The 20,377-nt window shown below is 70.7% G+C and carries 14 protein-coding genes; 5 read left to right on the top strand and 9 right to left on the bottom strand.

What is annotated here, in order from left to right:
* Positions 1-9: 9 nt before the first annotated feature.
* Complete coding sequence (locus tag P9K36_RS13920; protein WP_043757663.1) at positions 10-297, top strand: hypothetical protein; 288 nt, start codon at positions 10-12, stop codon at positions 295-297.
* 76 nt (positions 298-373) lie between these two features.
* On the opposite strand, the gene P9K36_RS13915 is transcribed toward P9K36_RS13920, so the two are convergent.
* The 6 genes from P9K36_RS13915 to P9K36_RS13890 all read right to left on the bottom strand — a co-directional run bounded on the left by P9K36_RS13915 (position 374) and on the right by P9K36_RS13890 (position 9,231).
* Positions 374-1,846 carry an NAD-dependent succinate-semialdehyde dehydrogenase gene (locus tag P9K36_RS13915; RefSeq protein ID WP_052083619.1) on the bottom strand — a complete coding sequence of 491 codons (1,473 nt, stop codon included), beginning with the start codon at positions 1,844-1,846 and terminating at the stop codon, positions 374-376.
* On the bottom strand, positions 1,839-3,851 hold the full coding sequence (locus P9K36_RS13910; protein ID WP_278307149.1) for a CoA-transferase: 2,013 nt from the start codon (positions 3,849-3,851) through the stop codon (positions 1,839-1,841). The genes P9K36_RS13915 and P9K36_RS13910 overlap by 8 nt, the downstream gene beginning before the upstream one ends.
* Positions 3,852-4,226: 375 nt before the next feature.
* The gene (gene phaC / locus P9K36_RS13905; RefSeq protein ID WP_051045109.1) at positions 4,227-5,357 is read right to left on the bottom strand and encodes a class III poly(R)-hydroxyalkanoic acid synthase subunit PhaC; all 1,131 of its coding nucleotides are present in this window, start codon (positions 5,355-5,357) and stop codon (positions 4,227-4,229) included.
* A complete protein-coding gene (locus P9K36_RS13900; RefSeq protein WP_043757659.1) occupies positions 5,350-6,180 on the bottom strand; it encodes a poly(R)-hydroxyalkanoic acid synthase subunit PhaE in 831 nt (276 codons plus the stop codon). Before P9K36_RS13900 ends, phaC begins: the two co-directional genes overlap by 8 nt.
* A 179-nt stretch (positions 6,181-6,359) precedes the next feature.
* Positions 6,360-7,535, bottom strand: coding sequence for an iron-containing alcohol dehydrogenase (locus P9K36_RS13895; RefSeq protein ID WP_278307148.1), 1,176 nt, complete (start codon positions 7,533-7,535; stop codon positions 6,360-6,362).
* A gap of 43 nt (positions 7,536-7,578) precedes the next feature.
* Complete coding sequence (locus tag P9K36_RS13890; RefSeq protein WP_053610259.1) at positions 7,579-9,231, bottom strand: acetolactate synthase large subunit; 1,653 nt, start codon at positions 9,229-9,231, stop codon at positions 7,579-7,581.
* 263 nt (positions 9,232-9,494) lie between these two features.
* On the opposite strand from P9K36_RS13890, the gene P9K36_RS13885 reads away from it, so the two are divergent.
* Positions 9,495-10,979 (top strand): DUF2252 domain-containing protein, encoded by a 1,485-nt coding sequence (locus P9K36_RS13885; RefSeq protein ID WP_081948867.1) that lies wholly within the window; start codon positions 9,495-9,497, stop codon positions 10,977-10,979.
* A gap of 23 nt (positions 10,980-11,002) precedes the next feature.
* On the opposite strand, the gene P9K36_RS13880 is transcribed toward P9K36_RS13885, so the two are convergent.
* Positions 11,003-11,941, bottom strand: coding sequence for a LysR family transcriptional regulator (locus P9K36_RS13880; RefSeq protein ID WP_043357345.1), 939 nt, complete (start codon positions 11,939-11,941; stop codon positions 11,003-11,005).
* Between the two features lie 971 nt (positions 11,942-12,912).
* Positions 12,913-14,556, bottom strand: a complete 1,644-nt coding sequence (locus P9K36_RS13875; RefSeq protein WP_278307147.1) for a GMC family oxidoreductase — start codon at positions 14,554-14,556, stop codon at positions 12,913-12,915.
* A gap of 198 nt (positions 14,557-14,754) precedes the next feature.
* On the opposite strand from P9K36_RS13875, the gene P9K36_RS13870 reads away from it, so the two are divergent.
* The 3 genes from P9K36_RS13870 to gluQRS are packed head-to-tail and all read left to right on the top strand — an operon-like array spanning position 14,755 to position 18,027.
* Entirely contained in the window at positions 14,755-16,785 is a 2,031-nt protein-coding gene (locus tag P9K36_RS13870; protein WP_278307146.1) for an ATP-binding protein, read from the top strand.
* Between the two features lie 46 nt (positions 16,786-16,831).
* Positions 16,832-17,113: a hypothetical protein gene (locus tag P9K36_RS13865; protein ID WP_043388232.1), complete on the top strand. Its 282-nt coding sequence runs from the start codon at positions 16,832-16,834 to the stop codon at positions 17,111-17,113.
* Positions 17,089-18,027, top strand: a complete 939-nt coding sequence (gene gluQRS, locus P9K36_RS13860) for a tRNA glutamyl-Q(34) synthetase GluQRS (protein WP_100793959.1) — start codon at positions 17,089-17,091, stop codon at positions 18,025-18,027. The genes P9K36_RS13865 and gluQRS overlap by 25 nt, the downstream gene beginning before the upstream one ends.
* A 9-nt stretch (positions 18,028-18,036) precedes the next feature.
* On the opposite strand, the gene P9K36_RS13855 is transcribed toward gluQRS, so the two are convergent.
* The gene (locus P9K36_RS13855) at positions 18,037-20,061 is read right to left on the bottom strand and encodes a M23 family metallopeptidase (RefSeq protein WP_043757645.1); all 2,025 of its coding nucleotides are present in this window, start codon (positions 20,059-20,061) and stop codon (positions 18,037-18,039) included.
* Between the last annotated feature and the right edge of the window lie 316 nt (positions 20,062-20,377).

Raw genomic sequence — 20,377 nt, 5'->3', positions numbered from 1 at the left:
GGAGTCCCCATGAAGACGATCCTCGCCCTCGCCACGTCCCTCGTGCTCGCCACGTCCGGCGCGGCGCTGGCTCAGGCCCCCCAGACCGGCGGCGCCAACCAGGGCAACGTCAACAAGTCCGGCGCGGTGGGCGGCACCGGGACGGGAGCCGGCTCCATGGAGAGTACCGGCTCCACCGGCGCCGGCATGGCGCCCGGCACCAGCGGCGGCCCGCGCGTCAGCACCCCGGGCGCGCCCGCCGGCAGCAGCTCGGGCAACGGCGCCACGGGCAGCGGCGCGGCGCCGAGCGGGAAGTAAGACGCACCGGTTCTCCCTCCTCCGCGGGGGAGGGAGAACCAATCAGGCCCCGATCCGGGTCGACGTGGGCCCGGCCCTACGCACCGAGGCCGCCCACGCAGAGGTACTTGGTGTTCAGGTAATCCTCGATACCCTGGTACGAGCCCTCGCGGCCGAGGCCGGATTCCTTCACGCCGCCGAAGGGCGCCACCTCGGTGGTGATGATCCCCTCGTTGATCCCGACCATGCCGTATTCCAGCGCCTCCGCGACCCGGAAGGTGCGGCCGAGGTCGCGGGTGTAGAAGTAGCAGGCGAGCCCGTACTCGGTGTCGTTGGCCATGCGGATCGCCTCGGCCTCGTCGCGGAACCGGAACAGCGGCGCCAGCGGCCCGAAGGTCTCCTCCCGGGCCACCGCCATGGCGGGCGTGGCGCCGGTGATCACGGTGGGCTCGAAGAACTGGCCGCCGAGCGCGTGCCGGTGGCCGCCCGCGATCACCCGGCCGCCCTTCTCGAGCGCGTCGCGGATATGCGCCTCGGTCTTCTCCACCGCGGCCATGTCGATCAGCGGCCCCTGGGCGACGCCGTCCTCGACGCCGTTGCCGACCTTCAGGCGGTTGGCCGCCTCGGCCATCTTCTCGGCGAAGGCGTCGTAGATCCCGTCCTGCACCAGGAAGCGGTTGGTGCAGATGCAGGTCTGGCCGGAATTGCGGTACTTGGCGAGCATCGCGCCGGCCACCGCCTTGTCGAGGTCGGCGTCGTCGAACACGATGAAGGGTGCGTTGCCGCCCAGCTCCATCGAGACCTTCTTCACCGTGTGGGCGGCCTGCTCCAGCAGCACCTTGCCGACCTCGGTGGAGCCCGTGAACGTGATCTTCTTGACGAGCGGGTTGCCGGTCATCTCGGCGCCGATGGCGCGGGCCGAGCCGGTGAGGATCGAGACCGTGCCGGCCGGGAAGCCGGCGCGCTCGCACAGGACGCCCCAGGCGAGGCCCGAGAGCGGGGTCTGCGAGGCGGGCTTGATCACGATCGGGCAGCCGGCCGCCAGCGCCGGGGCGATCTTGCGGGCGATCATGGAGGACGGGAAGTTCCACGGCGTGATCGCCGCCACCACGCCCACCGGCTCCTTGGTGACGAGGATCTTGCGGTCGCCCCAGGGGGAGGGGACCACGTCGCCGTAGACGCGGCGCGCTTCTTCCGCGAACCACAGCACGTAGGCCGCCGACATGGCGACCTCGCCGCGGGACTCGGTCAGCGACTTGCCCTGCTCGGCGGTGAGGATCTGGGCGAGGTCCTCCTGATGCTCGGTGACGAGCGCCGCGAGCTTGCGCAGCAGCACGGCGCGCTCGTTGGCGGTCTTGGCGCGCCAGGCCGGGTAGGCCGCGTGGGCGGCCTTGATCGCCTGGGCCGTCTCAGCGGCGCCGGCATTCGGCACCCGGGCGATCAAGGCGCCGGTCGCCGGGTTGGTGACGTCGATGCTGCCGGAGCCGGCCTTCGACCATGTGCCGCCGATCAGGCAGGCATCGACCAGCAAGGCGCGGTCCGTCAGGGCGGGGGTCTCGAACTCAGGCATCCAACGGTTCCTTCGGCGGCTGCGATCTGTCGGGCTGGGACAGGCCGGGGCGCGGCTTGAGGGGCACGCTCTGGGCGGTGTTCCGCGCCTGCGCCTCGGCTTTGGTCTCGAAGACATGGGGAGCCAGATCGCGGCTCGCCAACGAGGCGCCGAGTTTCAATCGCAGGAACGCGCTCGTGGTGTACCGCGACGCGGTCTCGTAATAGCGGTTCTCGAGATAGGCGATCGCCGAGAAATAGGCGTCGCTCACCGTCGGGTCGATCTCGAACCCGTCGTAATTGGCGATCAGGTGGACCTTGCGGCCGATCTCCTGGCAGGCGCGCTCGTATTCCCGGCGCACCAGCTCGACGTCGTCGATGGTCCGCACCTGGAAACCCTCCAGGTTCGAGAACAGGATGTTGCGCTCCGGGTCGTAGCTGATCCGCTCCGACAGCGAGAGGCCCAGCAGCCAGGGCTCCAGGGCCATCACGGCCTCGCGGAACAGGCGCGGATCCATCGGTTTCGGGTCCTGCACGATGGGCGCGAAACCCATCTGGCCCAGGATGTCCCGCGCGACGTCGATGCCCGGCGCGACCTCCACGAGCTCCATGCCGGCCCGCGTCCGCCGGAAGACGCAGCGCTCGGTCACGTAGAGCACCGGCTGGCCGCGCTCGGCCGCGTAGGCCCCCGAGAAGGTCACCTGCTCCACCGCGGCGATGAACTTCCGGGAGCGGCCCTCGGTGAGGATCCGGATGCCGCCATCCTCCACCGCGACCTTGAGCCCGTCGGCCGTGAAGGTGCCGGCGAAGACGAGGCTCTTGGCGTTCTGCGAGATGTTGATGAAGCCGCCCGCGCCCGCGAGCCGCTTGCCGAAGCGGCTGACGTTGACGTTGCCCTCCGCGTCGCACTGGGCGAGGCCCAGGCAGGCGAGGTCGAGGCCGCCGCCGTCGTAGAAATCGAACTGCTGGTTCTGGTGCAGCACCGCGGCCGGATTCAGGGCGGCGCCGAAATCGAGCCCGCCCTGCGGCAGGCCGCCGATCACGCCGGGCTCGGCGGTGAGCGTCAGGTATTTCAGCACCCGCTCCTCGGCGGCGACCGCCGCGACGCCCTCCGGCATGCCGATGCCGAGATTGACCACGCCGCCCGGCGGCAACTCGAAGGCGCAGCGCCGGGCGATGACCTTGCGGGCATCGAGCGCCATGGGGGCGATCCGGTCGAGGGGCACCCGCTGGCGGCCCGTGAAGGCGTGGTTGTAGGGCGTGCCGTAGGTCTGGCGGTGGTTCTCGGGCTGACTGAGCACCACGCAATCGACCAGCACGCCGGGCACCTGCACCTCGCGCGGGTTGAGCGAGCCGGCCTCGGCCAGCCGCTCCACCTGCGCGATGACGAAGCCGCCCGAGTTCTTCGCCGCCATGGCGGCGGCGAGGTTGTCGAGGGTGAGCGCCTCGCGCTCCATGGTGATGTTGCCGGCGGGATCGGCCGTGGTGCCGCGGATCAGCGCGACGTTGATGGGAAACGCCTTGTAGTGGAGCCAGGATTCGCCGCCGAGCTCGACCACGCTGACGAGGTCCTCGTGCGTCACGGCGTTGAGCTTGCCGCCCTCCAGCCGCGGGTCCACGAAGGTGCGCAGGCCGACCTTGGTGATGTGGCCCGGCGTGCGGGCCGCGATCTCCCGGTAGAGGTGCGAGACCACGCCGAGCGGCAGGTTGTAGGCCTCGATCAGGCCCTCGACCGCCATGGCGCCGAGCTTCGGCACCAGGGCCCAGTGGCCGCCGACGACGCGGCGGACGAGGCCCGGGAGCGCCAGCCGGTTGAGGCCGCGCTCCTTGCCGTCGCCGGGGGCGGCGGCGAACATCAGACCGAGCCCGTGCGGGCCGGCGCCGGATTCGAAGCGGCGGGCGAGCGCCAGGATCAGCTCGTCGGGCGTGCCGATGCCGACGAAGCCCGACACCGCCACCATGTCACCGTCCTGCAGGATGGCGACTGCCTCGTCGGCGCTGACGATCTTGTTCTTCAGGCTGCCCATCGGGTGATCCTCGGCGCCCGGGATGCGGCCGGAGCGGCTGCGCTCGCCCTTCTCCGGGAAGCGACGATGTCCATCGGCCCGGATTGAACGCTGGCCTCCGCGGCAGATCGCGAGGCGCCCCCTCTCCCGTGCGGGAGAGGGTCGGGGTCAGGGACGGGCCGCGTCAGGATGGAGCACGCCCTCGAAGCGCCGTCAGGTCGCGCCTTTATCGGACGGACCTGATCCCTCACCCTGTCCCTCTCCCGCACGGGAGAGGGGACCCGCGCTTGATCCCGCCGCCGCGGCGCAGCGCACGATGGGTGTGTCCAGTCGCCGTCCCCACAGCGGGGGGAGGGGAGGGGCATCGTGCTCATCGAGAATCGTCGGGCCGACATCCTACCCCCGCTGGCCGAGCCAGTCGGCGATGCCCGACCCAAGCAGCTTCTGGGCCTTGCCGCCGACGAACACGCCGACATGGCCGCCGGGCAGACCCATCTCGGTGTAATCCGCGGTGCCGATCTTGTCCTTCAGCGCCTGCGAGGTGGCGGGCGGGATGATGTGGTCGTCCTGGGCGAAGACGTTCAGCACCGGGCAGGTGATGGCCTTCAGATCCACCGTCCGGCCGCCGAGCTCGAAGGCACTCTGGACCAGCTTGTTGTCCTGGTAGAGATCCTTGAGCCACTGCTTCGCCGCCTCGCCGGGATGGTCCGGACGGTCGGCGATCCACTTCTCCATGCGCAGGAAGTTCAAAAACTTCTTCTTGTCGTCGAGGGCGTCGAGCAGGTCGAGGTTGTACTTCGTCAGGGTGCGCATCGGCGTCATCATGGAGAACACCGAGCCCATGAAAGCGCCGGGCAGGGAGCCCTGCGCGTCGATCAGCCGGTCCACGTCCTCGGGCGTCAGCGAGCGCGTCCAGACATTGATGAAGCCGTGGCCGGCGCGGGCATCCCGGGCATCGGCATGGAAGTCGATCGGCGTGATGGTCAGCACCATCGCGTTGACGGTCTCGGGGTAGAGCGCCGCGTAGCAGGTGGTGAAGACCCCGCCCTCGCAGATCCCGAGCAGGCTGATCCTGTCGCGCTTCGCCGCCTCCTGGATGACGGCGACGCACTCGGCGAGGTAGCCGTCCACGTAATCGTCGATGGTGACGTAGCGGTCGGCCCGGCCGGGATTGCCCCAATCGACCACGTAGAGGTCGAGGCCGAGGTTCAGCAGGTTGCGGACCAGCGAGCGGTCCTCCTGCAGGTCGGCCATCGTGTAGCGGCCGATCAGGCCGTAGACGATCAGGACCGGCGGCAGGCCCTTGCTCTCGGCGAGGGGCCGGTAGCGGTAGAGCCGGACCTTGTCCTGGCTCCAGACCAGATCCTTCGGCGTGGTAGCGATCGCGACGTCGGCGTCGCTGACATCGGCGAACAGCTTGGCCCCCTCGCTGATCCGGCGGCCGAGGGTGCCGACTTCGGCCAGCAACGCGGCGGGTGTGAGATTCAGCGGAGCGGCCGGCCCCTTCGGGCTTTCCTGGTCAGCCATGGGCTTCCTTCCCGACCTCTGAACCACCCGCCTGCGCGACCTTGCCGGCCTGCCGGCGCTCGCGGCGGAGCGCCCGCACCTCGCGGCGCAGCTCGGTGAGGCTCTTGTGGACGTCGTCGAGCTCGGCCCGGGTCGGCTGGCCGTAGAGCTCGGACAGGAAGGCCGCGACGTCCTGCTGGGCGAGCCGCAGATCGGTGGAGGCCCGCAGCACCGCCCGCTGCGAGGCCAGGAACTTGTCCGAGCGCTGGACCTCCAGCAGGACCGCGTTGGCGGTCTCGATCCAGCGCGTCATCATCTCCCGGGCGGAGGCGAAGCTCTCGCCGCGCTCGGCGCGGGCATTGGCCTCCTGGGCGAAGGTGCCGGCGGCGCGGGTCCAGGCGTCGAGCATCACGGCCTGATGCTCGCTCTGCGCTCGCCGCAGCGTCGCCCAGGCGGTGAACAGGGCCGCGTAGCGTCGCTCGGTCTGCCACAGGTCGGCGAGCTGCGGGCCCTCGGCCATGCGGGTCAGCGCGGCGTCGAACTCGCCCGAGCCGCCGAGCCAGGCCTGGGGATCGAAGATCCGGGCGAGCACCGCCCCGGCGGTCGGGTCCGGCGCCCCGGGGCCGCCCTGGAGCGATGTCGCGAGTGTCTGCGAGAGGGTGTTGGCGGCGGTCCAGGCCTCGGTGAGCTTGGACTGGGCGGCGGCCATGCCGGCGAGATCGGGTGCCGGAAAGGTCGGCCAGCCGAAGCCGGGCGCGGATGGCCCCAGACCCTGCGTGAAGAAGCCCGTGCCCGCCCGGGTCCAGAACTCGCCCATCGCCCGGAACGCGTCGAACTGGTCCATGCTGGCGTTTCTCCTCACAGCCCTAGGGCTGAAACGTCGCCTCCGTCCTTGCGAGCGGAGCGAAGCAATCCAGCAGCGTCTCGCTCGGCGAGGTCGCGCTGCCCTGGGTCGCTTCGCTGCGCTCGCAATGACGGCGTGGCCGGGACTGGCCGAGCGGCAGTCCAGCGCCGCTTCCGCCCTCACGCCGCCGGGCGTGCCTCGCCCAGTGCCTCGGCGTAGATCGCGAAGGCGTCGTCGTAGGTGACCTCGCGCGGGTTGTTCACGAGGAGCCGCGTCTGCTTCATCGCGTCGGAGGCCATGCGCTCCAGGTCCTGCCGGGCGACGCCGACCTCGGCGAGGGACGCCGGAACCTTGCAGTCGCGGCAGATCGCGTCGAGGCTCTCCACGAAGCGCTTGGCGGCCTCGGACGGCGGCAGATCCGCAGCCGCGGGATCGAGGATCGGCGCCAGCTCGGCGTAGAGCGCCTCCGCGTGCGAGAGGTTGAAGCGCATCACCCCCATCAGCACGAGCGCGTTCGAGAGCCCGTGCGGCACGTGGAAGATCGCCCCGACCGGGTAGGCCAGGGCGTGGACCGCCGCCACCGGCGCGTTGGCGAAGGCCATGCCGGCGAGCATCGAGCCGAGCAGCATGCCGGAGCGCGCCTCGAGATTCGCCCCGTCCGTGCAGGCGGTGCGGATGTTGGCCGAGAGCAGCGCCAGCGCCTGCTTGGCGAGCTGGTCGGAGATCGGGTTCTTCTTGTTCTTGCTGGTGAAGGCTTCGATGGCGTGGACCATGGCGTCGATGCCGGTGGCGGCCGTGACGTGGGACGGCAGGCCCAGCGTCAGCTCCGGGTCGAGCACCGCCCAGTCGGGCAGCAATTTCGGGGCGACGACGCCCTTCTTCTCGGTGGTCGGCGTCGTGACGATCGAGATCGGCGTCACCTCCGAGCCGGTGCCGGCGGTGGTGGGAACGAGGATCAGCGGAAGCCGGTCGCCCGTGGCGAGGCCGACGCCGTAGATCGCGTCGAGCGGCTCGTCGGACTTGGCGAGGTAGGCGACCAGCTTGGCGGTATCGAGCGCCGAGCCGCCGCCGATCGACAGGACCAGATCGGTCCCGAGCTCCCGGGCGCGCTTGGCCGCCGCCTCGATCACCGTGGAGGGCGGATCGGCCACCACGTCCTCGTAGACGTCGAGGCTGACGCCGGCCTCCGCCAAAGCCGCCTCGGCGGCCTGGGTCAGCCCGGCGCCGCGCACGCCCTTGTCGGTGACCAGCAGGACGCGCTTCGCCCCGAAGCGGCCGACGATCTCGGGCAGCTTCCTGGAGGCGCCGGCCTCGAACAGCACGTTCGGCGTGGTCTGGAAGGTGAACGGGTTCATCGCGCTGCCCTGTCTTGGTCCCGACCCAACTGCGACACCAGCCTTACTCGGCCGGCTCGAAATCCTTCACCTTGGCGCGCAGCTCGTCGACCAGCACGCGGGTGTTTTCGGAATAATCGATCGGGACCGCCACGAGGTGGACGCCGCCCGCCGCGAAGGCCCGGTCGAGGGTCGGCACGAGGTCGTTGACCGACTCGACCCGGTGGCCGGTGGCCCCGTACGACTTGGCGTAGAGCACGAAGTCCGGGTTGCTGAAGGTCATCCCGTAATCGGCGAACTTGTCGACCGCCTGCTTCCAGCGGATCATCCCGTAGGCCGAGTCGTCCAGCACCAGCACCACGAGGTTGAGCTTGAGGCGGACCGCGGTCTCCATCTCCTGGCTGTTCATCATGAACCCGCCGTCGCCGCACACCGCCATGACGCGCCGGTTCGGGTAGAGCATCGCCGCCATCATGGCCGAGGGCAGGCCCGCGCCCATCGTGGCCAGCGCGTTGTCGAGGAGCAGCGTGTTGGCGACGTAGGTCCGGTAGTTCCGGGCGAACCAGATCTTGTACATCCCGTTGTCGAGGCAGACGATGCCGTCCTCGGGGATCACCCGGCGCACGTCGCGCACGAGCCGCTGCGGCGTCACCGGGAAGCGGTCCTCGCCGGCCCGGTCGGCGATGTGGTTGAGGATGTGCTCGCGCAGGTGGAGCAGGGCGCCGGCGTTGGGGAGCTTGCCGTCGAGTTGGTCGGCGAGCAGCTTCAGGGTGGGGCCGAGGTCGCCCACCACCTCGGCGTCGGGATAGTAGACCTGCTCGACATTGGCCGGCATGTAGCTGATGTGCAGGACCTTCTGGTCGTGCTGGCCCATGAAGAAGGGCGGCTTCTCGATCGTGTCGTGGCCGATGGCGATGATCAGGTCGGCCCGGTCGATCGCCTCGTGGACGTAGTCGCGCTCGGAGAGCGCCGCCGTGCCCATGTAGAGGTTCGTGCCGCTCGCCACCGTGCCCTTGCCCATCTGGGTGGTGAAGAACGGGATCTGGGTCCGCTGCACGAAGCCGCCGAGTTCGCCGGTGGCCCGGGGGCGGCTCGCGGCGGCGCCCAGCATGATCAGCGGGCGCTCGGCCTTCAGGATCATGGCGGCGGCGCGCGCGATGGCGGTGGGATGGGCCACCGGGATGTCGATCGGGTGCGAGGGCACGAGGTGGGCCTCGGCCTCCTCGGCCGCGATGTCCTCGGGCAGCTCCAGCAGCACCGGGCCCGGCCGCTCCTCGGTGGCGACCCGGAAGGCGTCGCGCACGATGGTGGGGATCGAGGAGGCCGAGACGATCTGCCGGGCCATCTTGGTGATCGGCTTCATGGAGCTGATCACGTCGACGATCTGGAACTTGGCCTGCCGCGACGACAGGATGCCCTTCTGGCCGGTGATGATGATCATCGGCATCGCGCCGAGATGGGCGTAGGCGGCGCCGGTGGAGAAGTTCAGGGCGCCGGGACCCAGGGTCGAGAGGCAGACGCCGGGGCGGCCGGTGAGGCGGCCATGGGTGGCGGCCATGAAGCTCGCCGCCTGCTCGTGGCGGGTCAGGATCAGCTCGATCTTGGAGTTGCGCAGGGATTCGACGACGTCGAGATTCTCCTCGCCGGGAATCCCGAAGATTCGGTCGACCCCCTCGTTCTCGAGGGCGGCGACGAGGAGATCTGAACCCTTGGGCATGCGAAGTCTCGCTGATGCAACGGCGTTCCCGGAACGCCCCGTCCACTTCCGGAACTCTGATCGCGACGCTGTGAACGGCCCGGCACCCGGAAACGCCCCGCGAATACTCGGTTCGTTAGAGGGCTCGCCTATAGAGTGGTCAAGGGCCGTTCGGGCCCGGGACGTCACAGAGCGGGGCCGATGCTACCGTATGGAAATCGCTCCCGGCTCGGGGGGGAGACCCGTACGGCCGCGGCCGCCCTGCATGCCGCGATGGGACATCGATGGATCGCATCGAGAGCGACAGGACTGCCCCGGAAACCGGCGTTTCCGACGCCCCGGGTATGGACTCGGTGCTCGCGCCGGTCGCGGAGTTTCCGCGGATCGACCTCCGCGTGGGCGTCGAGGCCTGGGACAAGCGCCGCAAGGCCGGCAAGCGGCTGCGCGCCGAGGTGCCCCATGCGAGCCAGGCCACGCTGGATCCCGGTCCGGACCGGCCCGACCCGATCGCCCTGATCGAGGCCGCGCATAAGGGCCGTCAGCCGCATCTGATCCCCTTGCGGGTCGCCCGGATGGCATCCTCGCCCTTCGCGTTCCTGCGCGGGGCCGCCCATGTCATGGCCTGGGACCTGTCGCGTGGGCCGCGCAGCGGCATCGACGTGGTGATGAACGGCGACGCGCACACGGACAATTTCGGCCTGTTCGGTACGCCGCAGCGCGACGTCGTCCTCGACCTCAACGATTTCGACGAGGTCACGATCGGCCCGTGGGAATGGGATCTCAAGCGCCTCGCGGCCGGCCTCGCGGTCGCCATCGCGGATGCGGGCGCGCCGGCGGCCGAGCGGCGCGCCTCCGTCATGGAGGCGGTCTCCGGCTACCAACACACGATGCGGCGCCTGGCGCCGCAGGGCTCCCTCGACGTCTGGTACCAGACCACGCGTGCCGACGCACCGCACATCGCCGGGTTGCAGATGGATGCCGAGGCCCGGGCCGTGGTGCGGCGGGCCGTCGACAAGGCGCGGCGGCGGAACAACCGCAGCCTCCTCGCCCAGGTCGCCGAGCGGCGCACCGACGGCAGCTGGCGCCTGCAAACCGATCCGCCGATCCTGACGCCCGTGGACGAGGCGACCCGCGAGGGCGTCGTCACCGGTCTGGAGCGCTACGCCGAGACCCTGCCGCGGGAGCGGCGCTTCATGCTCGACCGCTACCATGTGGTCGATGTCGCCCATCGCGTCGTCGGCGTGGGCAGCGTCGGGACCCGCGCCTACCTGGCGCTGCTGTTCGGCAATTCCGACGCGGACGCACTCTTCCTCCAGGTCAAGGAGGCGGTCCGTCCGGCGCACGCGCCGTACCTGCCGCGGGTGCCGGCGCCCTTTTCCGGGCACGAGGGCGAGCGCGTGATCTACGGCCAGCGCCTGCTCCAGGCGGTGGGCGATCCGCTGCTCGGCTGGACCAGCATCGCGGGCCGCCCGTTCTACGTCCGGCAGATGAAGAACCTGAAGGGCGCGATCCCGCTGGCGCGGATGTCCGGCGCGCCGCTCCTGACCTTCTCGTACGCCTACGGCACGCTCCTCGCCCGCGCCCATGCGCGGACCGGCGATGCGGCGGCGATCGCCGGCTATTGCGGCAGCGGCAAACACGACGACCTCTGCGCGGCGATCGCCGACTGGGCTGCGGCCTATGCGGAGCGCAATGCGGCCGATTTCGCGCTGTTCCGCGCGGCGATCGCGAGCGGCCGCCTGGAGACCGCGGACGATCCCTGCCTGTGAGCGCCGAGCTGTGAGCGCCGAGCTCAGATGATGCCGGGGGCGGGCGGTTCGTGGGCCAGCCGGACCAGCAGATCCCGGAGCCAGCGATGGGCCGGGTCGTGGTCGTACGAGGCGTGCCACAGCATCGACACGGCCACGTCGTCGAGGGGCACCGGCACGGGGCTGACGCTGAGCGCGAGAGCGTTGGCGAAGGAGGTGGCGAGCCGGGCGTGCATCGTGGCGATCACCGGCGCCGCCCGGACCATGAACGGGACGACGAGGAAGCGTGGGGTCGTCACCGCCAGGGTGCGCGAGCGGCCGATCAACGCGAGGGCGTCGTCGACCACCCCGTGGGCGGTTTCGCGCAGGGACGTCAGCACGTGGGGGAAGCGCAGGTAGTCGTCCAGCCCGATCGGCGGCTCCAGGCCGATCAGCGCGGCGTTGAACAGCACCACGTAGCTGTCGCGGTAGAGGAGGCGCTGCTTGTGGTGGAGCTGCCCCTCGGAGAACAGGCCGATGGCGAGATCGACCTGGTCGGCGTCGAGTTCGTCGAGGATCCGGGTCCGGTCGACCGAGCGCAGCAGGAGCCGGATGCCGGGCGCATCCCGGCGGAGCTGCGCGATCAGCCGCGGCCCGAGCAGCGCTTCGACGCTGTCCGGCAGGCTCACCGTGAAGCTGCGCTCGACGGTGGCCGGGTCGAACCGCTCCTCCCGATGCACCAGCGCCTGCACCTGCCGGAGGGTGGCCCGCAGCGGCTCGGCGATCTTGAGGGCGCGGGGTGTCGGCCGCATCCCGTCCGGCGCCCGGGTCAGGAGTTCGTCGTCGAACAGGCGTCGCAGGCGGGCGAGGCTCGAACTCATCGCCGACTGACCGATCCCCACCCGTGCGGCCGCCCGCGTGACGCTGCGCTCGTCGAGCAGCGCATCCAGGGCGACCAGCAGGTTCAGGTCGATCCGGCTGAGATCGATATGGTCAATGGCCACGGGCGGCGCGATCGATGAGGATTCGGACCGCCGACATAGCAGACGCGGCCGCTTCCCCGTCATCCCGGTGTTGCTGCGCGGAGCCCGGGATCCGGACGCGCCGACCGCGGCACCGGATTTCCGGCGCGCCCGCGGCGCCCCGGAATGACGGCGCGGGGACGTACGGAAAACCGCGGCGGACAGGCCCAGTCCCGCGTGCCGCGCCGCCCGCACCTTGACAATGTTCCTATTTTGTGCTTCCTGACCGCACCTGTCCGCGGCGGCCCGGGAGCGATCCCGGGGCGTCCTTCGGGGGCCCGCCCGGTGGCTGACCGGGCGGGTCCGGGGGCGGGGCGGCGCCCGCGTCGGTGGCTTTCAGCCGCCATCGCCCCGGGCGGCGGACCGGTGCGGGGCGTGTCTCGGAAGCGGGCGTGAGACCGGGCGGCAGTTTGCCCGGCGGGGTCGAGGAAATGCCCCCGCGCCGACCCGCCTCTGGGCCGACCCTGAGCGACCTGCGGACCCGCCCACTACGAGGCGGGGGGCGGCTGGAAGGCCACGGCGCTGATGCGGGTTCCGGAGGTGCGGGCACGGCGTGCCTGGGCCTCGCCCGAGACCGCTAACAGGGAGTCGCAGGACCGGGGCGCTGGAGACGCCGCGACGAGAAAGACGGCACCGGCCGGGGCAGGCGCCCGGTCGATGCCGCGGGGCGCCGCGGGGATCGGATCCCGCGCGACTTTGGCCGACACCTGGGTTCCCGCGGCGTCCCGCGTCCCTCGTGTTCGCTCCCGGGCCATGCCCCCGGCGCCACCGGCGCGCGGGGACGATGACGCACATCCGAAGCCGGCCCCGCATCCCGAGGTGCCGGAACGCGGCGACCTCGGGAGAGCTCTCCACAGGTCGCGCGCGTCCTGGAAGCCGCCTTCGAGGCCCGCCGGCGCGTGTACTTCAGGATGCGGCGCCGGGCGGGAGCGGTGTTCCGCGCCCCCCGATCCTCAGGCGGGCAGCGGCTCCCGCGGCTCGGTGTGATCGAAAAGCCGGGGCGGCGCGATCGCGTCCCGGGCCCCCATCCGGGCGACGAGATGATCGGCGACCCGCAGGGCGTTGGCGATGATGGTCAGCGTCGGGTTCACGGCGCCGATCGACGGGAAGAAGCTGGCATCGGTCACGTAGAGGTTGTCCAACTCGTGCGCCTTGCAGTTCGGATCGAGCACCGACGTCTTCGGATCCTCGCCGAACCGCAGGGTCCCCGCCTGGTGGGCCGTCCCGCCGATCGGGACGTTCTTGCCGAGATAGAGCGAGCGGTCGAACAGGTGCGGGTGGATGTCGGTGAAGCTGCAGATCTCGCGCAGCTTCTGCCGGAGCCGCTTGTGCGCCTCGACGTTCGTCTCGGTGAGGTCGAGATGGACCTTGCCGTCCTTGTAGAAGATCCGGTTCTGCGGGAGCGGCACGTCCTCCGAGGTCAGCCAGAAATCGACGGAGTGCTTGGCGATCCAGTCGAAGGGCTTGTCGGGGAACCATTGCAGGAAGCCCGGCAGGCCCTCGCCGTGGATCTGGGCCCCGTCCGATTTGCCGACCATCTGGATGTGGCCGAGGGGGAACTCCCAGCCGTCCTTCGGGTCCGGATCGCCGAAGTAGAAGTCGTTGAGGCCGAGCGTCTTCTGGAACCGGGTCGGGTTCGGGACCTTCGAGATCGCCAGCACCGTCGAGTTATTGTGGCGCATGTAGTTGCGCCCGACCTGGTCCGACCCGTTGGCGAGGCCGTTCGGGTGTCGGTCGCTGGCCGAGCGCAGCAGCAGCAGCGCCGAGGAGAGGGCGCCGCAGGCCACCACGACGAGGTCGGCCGAGGCCTCGAAGGGCGCGCCGTCGCGCGCGCCGACGATGCCCGTGACGGTGCGGCCGGAGGGGTCGGTGACGAGGCGCTCGACATAGGTGCGGGTGAGCAGCGTCAGGTTCGGGCAGTCCCGCAGGGCCGGGTCCACCACCATGGTCTGGGCATCGGACTTGCCGTTGGTGGGGCAGGGGAATCCGTCGAAGGATTCGCACTTGATGCAGGGCGAGGTCGGCACCGCGCGGCCGTCCTTCTCCACCAGCCGCACGCCCACCGGCAGGTGGAACGGGTGGTGGCCGGCCCGCTTCAGGTTGTCGAACAGCTCTTGGATCCGCGGCTCGTGCGCCACCGGCGGATGGGCGTAGGGCTTCGTCGACCAGGGCTCGGTCGGGTCCTCGCCGCGCAGCCCGTGGACGTGGAACAGCTCCTCGGCCGCCTGATAGTACGGCTCGAAGACGTCGTAGCCGACGGGCCAGGCCGGCGCGACGCCGTCCTGGTGGCGGATCTCGGAGAAGTCCTTCTCGCGGAGGCGGAAGAGGATCGATCCGTAGAACTTCGAGTTCCCGCCGACATAGTAGTGAAGGCCAGGGTGGAAGCTTTTGCCGTCGGAGGAGTACCACGTCTCCTTGGCCTGGTAGTAGCCGTCGACGATCACCGCCTGACTGTCCCAGTTCCGCGGCTCCCGCAGCAGGTAGTCGCCGCGCTCGATCAGCAGGATCCGCTTGCCCGTCTGGGCGAGGCGCCACGCCATCGTGCCGCCGCCGGGACCGGACCCGACAATGATGACGTCGTAGTGCTCACCGGGCATGTCGCGTCTCCGTCCGGACCTGCGTCCTGGCAGGCAACTCGCGAGCCGCTTTTCGGATCACCTCACGGTTCCGTTAAGCGCGCGCGGCGTCCCGGGCTCCGCGAAGTCTGCAACCGGCGGTTAAGCGCCTTTCCCAACGCGGCCTTCAGCTTCGGCTGCGATCCTGCGGCGGACCGGCCTGAAGCCGGGGAGGCCGGAATGATCGACATGATGGCGCCTGTCCTGGCGCTCCTGACAGCGGCCGCGCTGGGCCTCGGCCTCTGGCGTGTGCGCGGAACGCGGCGCGCCGAGCGCGAGACCGAGCGGCTGCAGGACCGCATCTGGCGGATCAGCGAGAGCGAGGACCGCTATCGCGCCCTGGTGGCCGCCACCACCGAGATCATCGTCCAGCGCGATGCCCGCGGGCGCATCACCTACGCCAACGAGGATTTCGCCCGCCTGCTCGGCCGCGAGCCGATCGCGCTGATCGGCTCTCAGGACGATCTCGAGATCCTCGACCGCAACGCCGTGGAGATCGGGCCGGACGGGGTCCGCCGCCTGGAGGCGCAGGTCCGGGCGGCGGACGGGCGGGCGCGCTGGTTCGCCTTCGTGGAGATGCCGGTGGCGCACGGCGACGCGACGCACTGGCTGCGCGCGGGCCGGGACGTCACCGCCCGGGTCGAGGCGATCCGCAGCCGCGACGCGGCCCTGGAGCGCGCCGAGGCGGCCAGCGTCGCGAAATCCCGCTTCCTGGCGACGGTGAGCCACGAGATGCGGACGCCGCTCAACGGCATCCTGGGCATGGCCGACCTCGTGCTCGGAACCGAGCTGAACCCCGAGCAGCGCACCTACGTGGAGGCGGTGCGCACCAGCGGCCAAGCGCTGCTCGGCCTGATCGACGGGGTCCTCGACTTCTCGCGGATCGAAGCCGGGCGCCTCGACCTCGCGGCCGAGCCCTTCGACCTGCCGGCCCTCTCCGAGGGCGTCGTCGAGCTGCTCGCGCCCCGCGCGCAGGACAAGGGGATCGAGATCGCCCTCGACGTGACCGAGGACTTTCCGGCCGCCGTTCTGGGCGACGCCGACCGGGTGCGGCAGATCCTGATCAATCTCGCGGGCAATGCCATCAAGTTCACCGAGCGGGGCGGCGTCGGCGTCAGCCTGAGCTTCGTGCGGACCGCAGCCGGCGGCGAGGTCGTGCTCGCCGTGGCCGATACCGGCCCAGGCATCCCGGAAGAGAGGCTGCCGATCCTGTTCGAGGAATTCGAGCAGGGCGACGGCAGCGCGAGCCGCAGCCATGAAGGCACCGGTCTGGGTCTCGCCATCACGCGGCGTCTGGTGACCCGCATGGGCGGCCGGATCGAGGCGGAGTCGCGCCTCGGGCGGGGTTCGACCTTCCGGATCCTGTTGCCGCTGGCCGAGGTGGCCGGCATCGGTGACGGCGGACGGGTCCCATTGCCGCCGCTCTCCGCGCGACGCTGTCTGATCGTCGCCGACTCGCCGTTCCAGGCGCCGTACCTCGCCCGCAGCCTGTCCCGGGCCGGAGCCGCCACCGTGATCGTCGACAGCCTCGAGTCGGGCCTCGACGCCCTGTCGGGCGCCGCCTTCGACGTGGTGCTGGCCGACCGGGCGCTGGGCGACGGTGCCGTGCGGCAGATCGCCGATGCGGCGCGGGCCTGCGGGGTTCGCACGAGCCTCGTGCTCCTCTCGCCGTTCGACCGGCGCGGCTTCGGGGCGCCCGGTGCGGCGGGCTTCGACGGCTACCTGATCAAACCGGTCCGCCCGCGCTCCCTGTTCGAGCGCCTGCTCGCATCGACGGGCCCGGTCGAGGCCGCAGCCGCCCCGCCCGAGGCCCCCTCGCATACCGGCAGCCACCTTCGGGTCCTGCTGGCCGAGGACAACCCGATCAACGCGCTGCTGGCGACCCGGGCGCTGGAACGGCTCGGCGCCACGGTGGTCCATGCGGCCGACGGCGTCGAGGCCCTCGAGCGGTTTGAGTCGGACGGCCCCTTCGACCTGGCGCTGATCGACGTGCGGATGCCGCGCCTCGACGGGCACGAGACCGCCCGGCGGATCCGCGCGGCCGAATCGGGCTGCGCGCACCGGCTCCATCTCGTCGCACTGACCGCCAATGCGGGCCGCGAGGACGAGATCGCCGCCCGGGCGGCCGGCTTCGACGAGTTCCTGGCCAAGCCGCTCAATCTGAAGCTGCTCCCCCCGCTGCTGGAGCGCCAATCCGCGCGTGCGGCCTGAGGGCGCGCGTTGACAGGCGGGCGAGTCCCGCGCCAACAGGACGCCCATGTCGACAACCAGCCCTCTGCCGCCCGCACCGCGCTCGTCGAGCGGCGCGCTTGCCGCCTGGGGCATCGCGGTCCTCGTGATCGCCACCGTGCTCATCGGCGCCCTGGCGCCCGCCCGTCACCCAGCACCGCTGCGCTCGGCGGCCGAGGATCCGGCCTGCCTCGAATGGAGCGACGGCTGCAAGGTTTGTCAGCGGCTCGCAGACGGCCCGGCCTGCTCGCTCCCCGGCTTCGCCTGCCAGCCCGGCGCGCTGCAATGCCTCCGCCGCCGCGAGGGCTGACGCCGCACCCGCGCAGACCGGCCGATCCGGGCGCCTCGGCGGAGCGGCTCAGAAGTGCGGGAGGGCCGGTCCTGCGTTTCGCGCCGAGCCCGAATGGACGCCTGCACCTCGGCCACGCCTACTCGGCGCTTCTCAACGCGCAGTTCGCCATCCGGCTGGGCGGCCTCTGCCGCCTGCGGATCGAGGACATCGATCCCGCGCGCTCGAAGCCGGACTTCATCGACGGGATCGTCTCGGACCTCGCCTGGCTCGGGCTGAGCTATCCCGAGCCGGTGCGGCGTCAGTCCCGGTATATGGATGCCTACCGGACGGCCCTCGACGGGCTCGTCGGCCGCGGGCTCGCCTATCCCTGCTTCTGCTCGCGCGGGCAGATCCGGGCGCGGATCGCGTCTGCGGGCGAGTTCCCCTGCGATCCGGATGGCGTGCCGCTCTATCCCGGCACCTGCCGGCACGAGTCCCCCGTGTCCGTGGCGGACCGTCTCGCCAGGGGCGATCCGCATACCTGGCGTCTCGACATGGCGGCCGCCCTGCGCGGCGCCGGCTCGACGCTCGGCTACGTCGCCTTCGACGAGGCGGGAGAGCGCTGGATCGCGGCCGATCCGGGGCGCTGGGGCGATACGGTGATTGCGCGCCGCGACGTGCCGACAAGCTACCATCTCGCGGTGGTTCACGACGATGCCGCGGAGGGGATCACCCATGTGGTTCGCGGCCGCGATCTGGAGGCCGCCACCGACCTGCACGTGCTCCTGCAAGCGCTGCTCGGCCTGCCGACGCCGCGCTACCACCACCACCCGCTGCTGCACGACGCTGAGGGCGAGAAGCTGTCCAAGTCGCGCGGCTCGCAATCCCTCGCCGACCTTCGGCAAGCCGGCCAGACCCCCGGGGACATCCGCGCCCGGCTCGGCTTCGCCTGAGCGATCGCCTCAGCGCACCGCCGCATCGCGCTGGGCGATGGCGGTGGCGCTCTTCGACTTCTGCATGGTGGCGTCGATCTGCTCCCGCTGACGCTTGAACTCGGCGAGCAGGCGCCCGTCGAGCTCCCGGCCACGCGGGACACGGATCTTCATCGGATCGACGAAGTGGCCGTTGATGATCACCTCGTAGTGAAGATGGGCGCCGGTCGACAGGCCGGTCGAGCCGACATAGCCCACGACCTGCCCTTGCCGGACCTTGACGCCCTCCCGGATGCCGCGGCCGAACCGTGACATGTGGTTGTAGGTCGTCACGTAGCCGTTGACATGCTGGATCTCGACCCGGTTGCCATAGCCCGAGGTCATCTCGGAGCGGATCACCACGCCGTTGCCGGCTGCCATGATTGGGGTGCCAATCGGATTGGACCAGTCGACGCCGGTGTGAAGCTTGGCATAACCCAGGACCGGATGGCGCCGGTAGCCGAAGCCGGAGCGCATAATCCCGTCGGCGATGGGCTTGCGCAGCAGGAATTTCTTCAGCGAGCGGCCCTGCTCGTCGAGATAGTCGATCGTCCCGTCATCCGGGGATTGGAAGCGGTAGACCTTGCGGGTCTCGCCACCGAGCGTCAGCGCCGCGTAGAGAAGATCCGGACGGTCGGCGCTGGCATCGTCGTCGGTGCTGTAGAACACGTCGAGCCCGTCGCCGCTGCTGATGCGGCGCTGGAAGTCCAGGTCGTAGCTGAACACCCGGACGATATCCTCGACGGCGGCCCGCGGCAGGTCGTGGCGCGCGGCCGTCTCGTAGAGGCTCTGATACAGCCGCGGCCCCGAACCGGAATCCGCATCCTCGTCTTCGCCGGGTTCAGCCTGAGCCTGCGGCTTGGGGGAGGGGGATTCCTCGGAGGGCGGCGCCACCGAGACGAAGGCGCCGCGATCGTTCAGGGCAGCGATGCCCTCGATGCCGTTCTCGCCATAGAGCACGACGCGGGTCACCTGGCGCGGATCGCCGGGATGAGGGCCCGGCGCGATCTGCACGCGCATCGGCTGGCCCTCGTTGAGGGCGGCCGTGCGGGCCTTGCCGCCGAGCGCCGCGACGATGCCGCGGATCGCGTCGTCGCTGGCGAAGCCGATGGCCTTGAGGGTCGATTCCAGGGTCTCGCCGCGCTTCAGCGCGAGGTCGCGCTCTTCGACGAGGGGCGCTTCATTGGGCTTGAGTTCGACCTTGGCGACCTTCGTGACGTTCTCGGGGACGACCAGCACCTCGATCGCCTTGAACGGGTTGGCATCCTTCGGCGCCGTGCCGTCACCATCCCCCGTCGCGCCCTGCTGGAGCGTGCGCGACAGCATGATCTGCGGGGCGATCGGAATCGCGGCACGACGGCCCGCCTCGGCGGCGATGCGGCGCTCCTCCTCCACCTGCGCGGTGACGTCGTCGTCGGTGAGTGCGGGTGCATTGGGGTCGACGGCGGCCTCAGCCAGATCGCGCTTCACCACGGTGACCTCGGCGCCGGGGGCATCGGCAGAGGCCTCGGGGGCACGCTCCAACGGTTCGTCGGATACGAACTTCATCGGATCGAAGCGGGGGGGCTCGCTCGCGTAAACGCCCGTCGTCATCGACAGGGGTGTGGTGAGCCGTACGAACGCCTTAGCCTTGATGATCTCGCGATCCCCGAGGCGAACCGTGACGGGCGCCCGGAAACTCTGCTTGGCCGACGCGATCATCAGGTTGCGGATCAGTCGGTCACCCTTCCGGGCGATATTGGCGCCGCTTTCGCTCGGCTGCGGTCGCGGCAAGACCGTCGCCTTCTCGGGAATGGCCGCGAAGGACACGTCCCCCTGAAGGGAAACATGGAGAGCCGCCGCGATCAGGCCGGCCCCGGTCAGGCCGGTGAGGCTGCTGGCGCAAAGCCATCGCAGGTTGACGGCGCGACGGTCGATCTGGGTCGCCGTTGCGCCGAGATGATCGAGGGGCGCCTGTACTCCACGCGCCGGGGAGAGGGCGGCCACATCGCCGATCTTGAGTCGCTCGCGCTTCACTCGAAGGCCCTGAAAACACAACGGCGAACGGGCGTCCTCGCAGGACTCGAGGCGCTGAAGCCGAATCTGATGATGCCGGAAGCGGCATCTGTCCCTATGAACTCATCTCACGGCCCAGCGTGTCGAGATTGAGGCGCCTTGACCCCGGGCCGTTGGAGGACGCCGACATGTTGGCCAAGGCCGGCGAGAACGGGACAACGCGGCGGTTCGGAACGGAATCGCGAAACGCCGGTTGACGGGCCGAACTCGAGGGCCTATACCCCGGCTCATCGGCGCCGGCCGCGGAAGTGGACCGGGCGCTGAGGCATCTTCTGAC

This window comes from Methylobacterium sp. 391_Methyba4, from assembly GCF_029691625.1.
Taxonomy (GTDB): Bacteria; Pseudomonadota; Alphaproteobacteria; order Rhizobiales; family Beijerinckiaceae; genus Methylobacterium; species Methylobacterium fujisawaense.
This window is presented reverse-complemented; position numbering and strand designations above follow the sequence as displayed.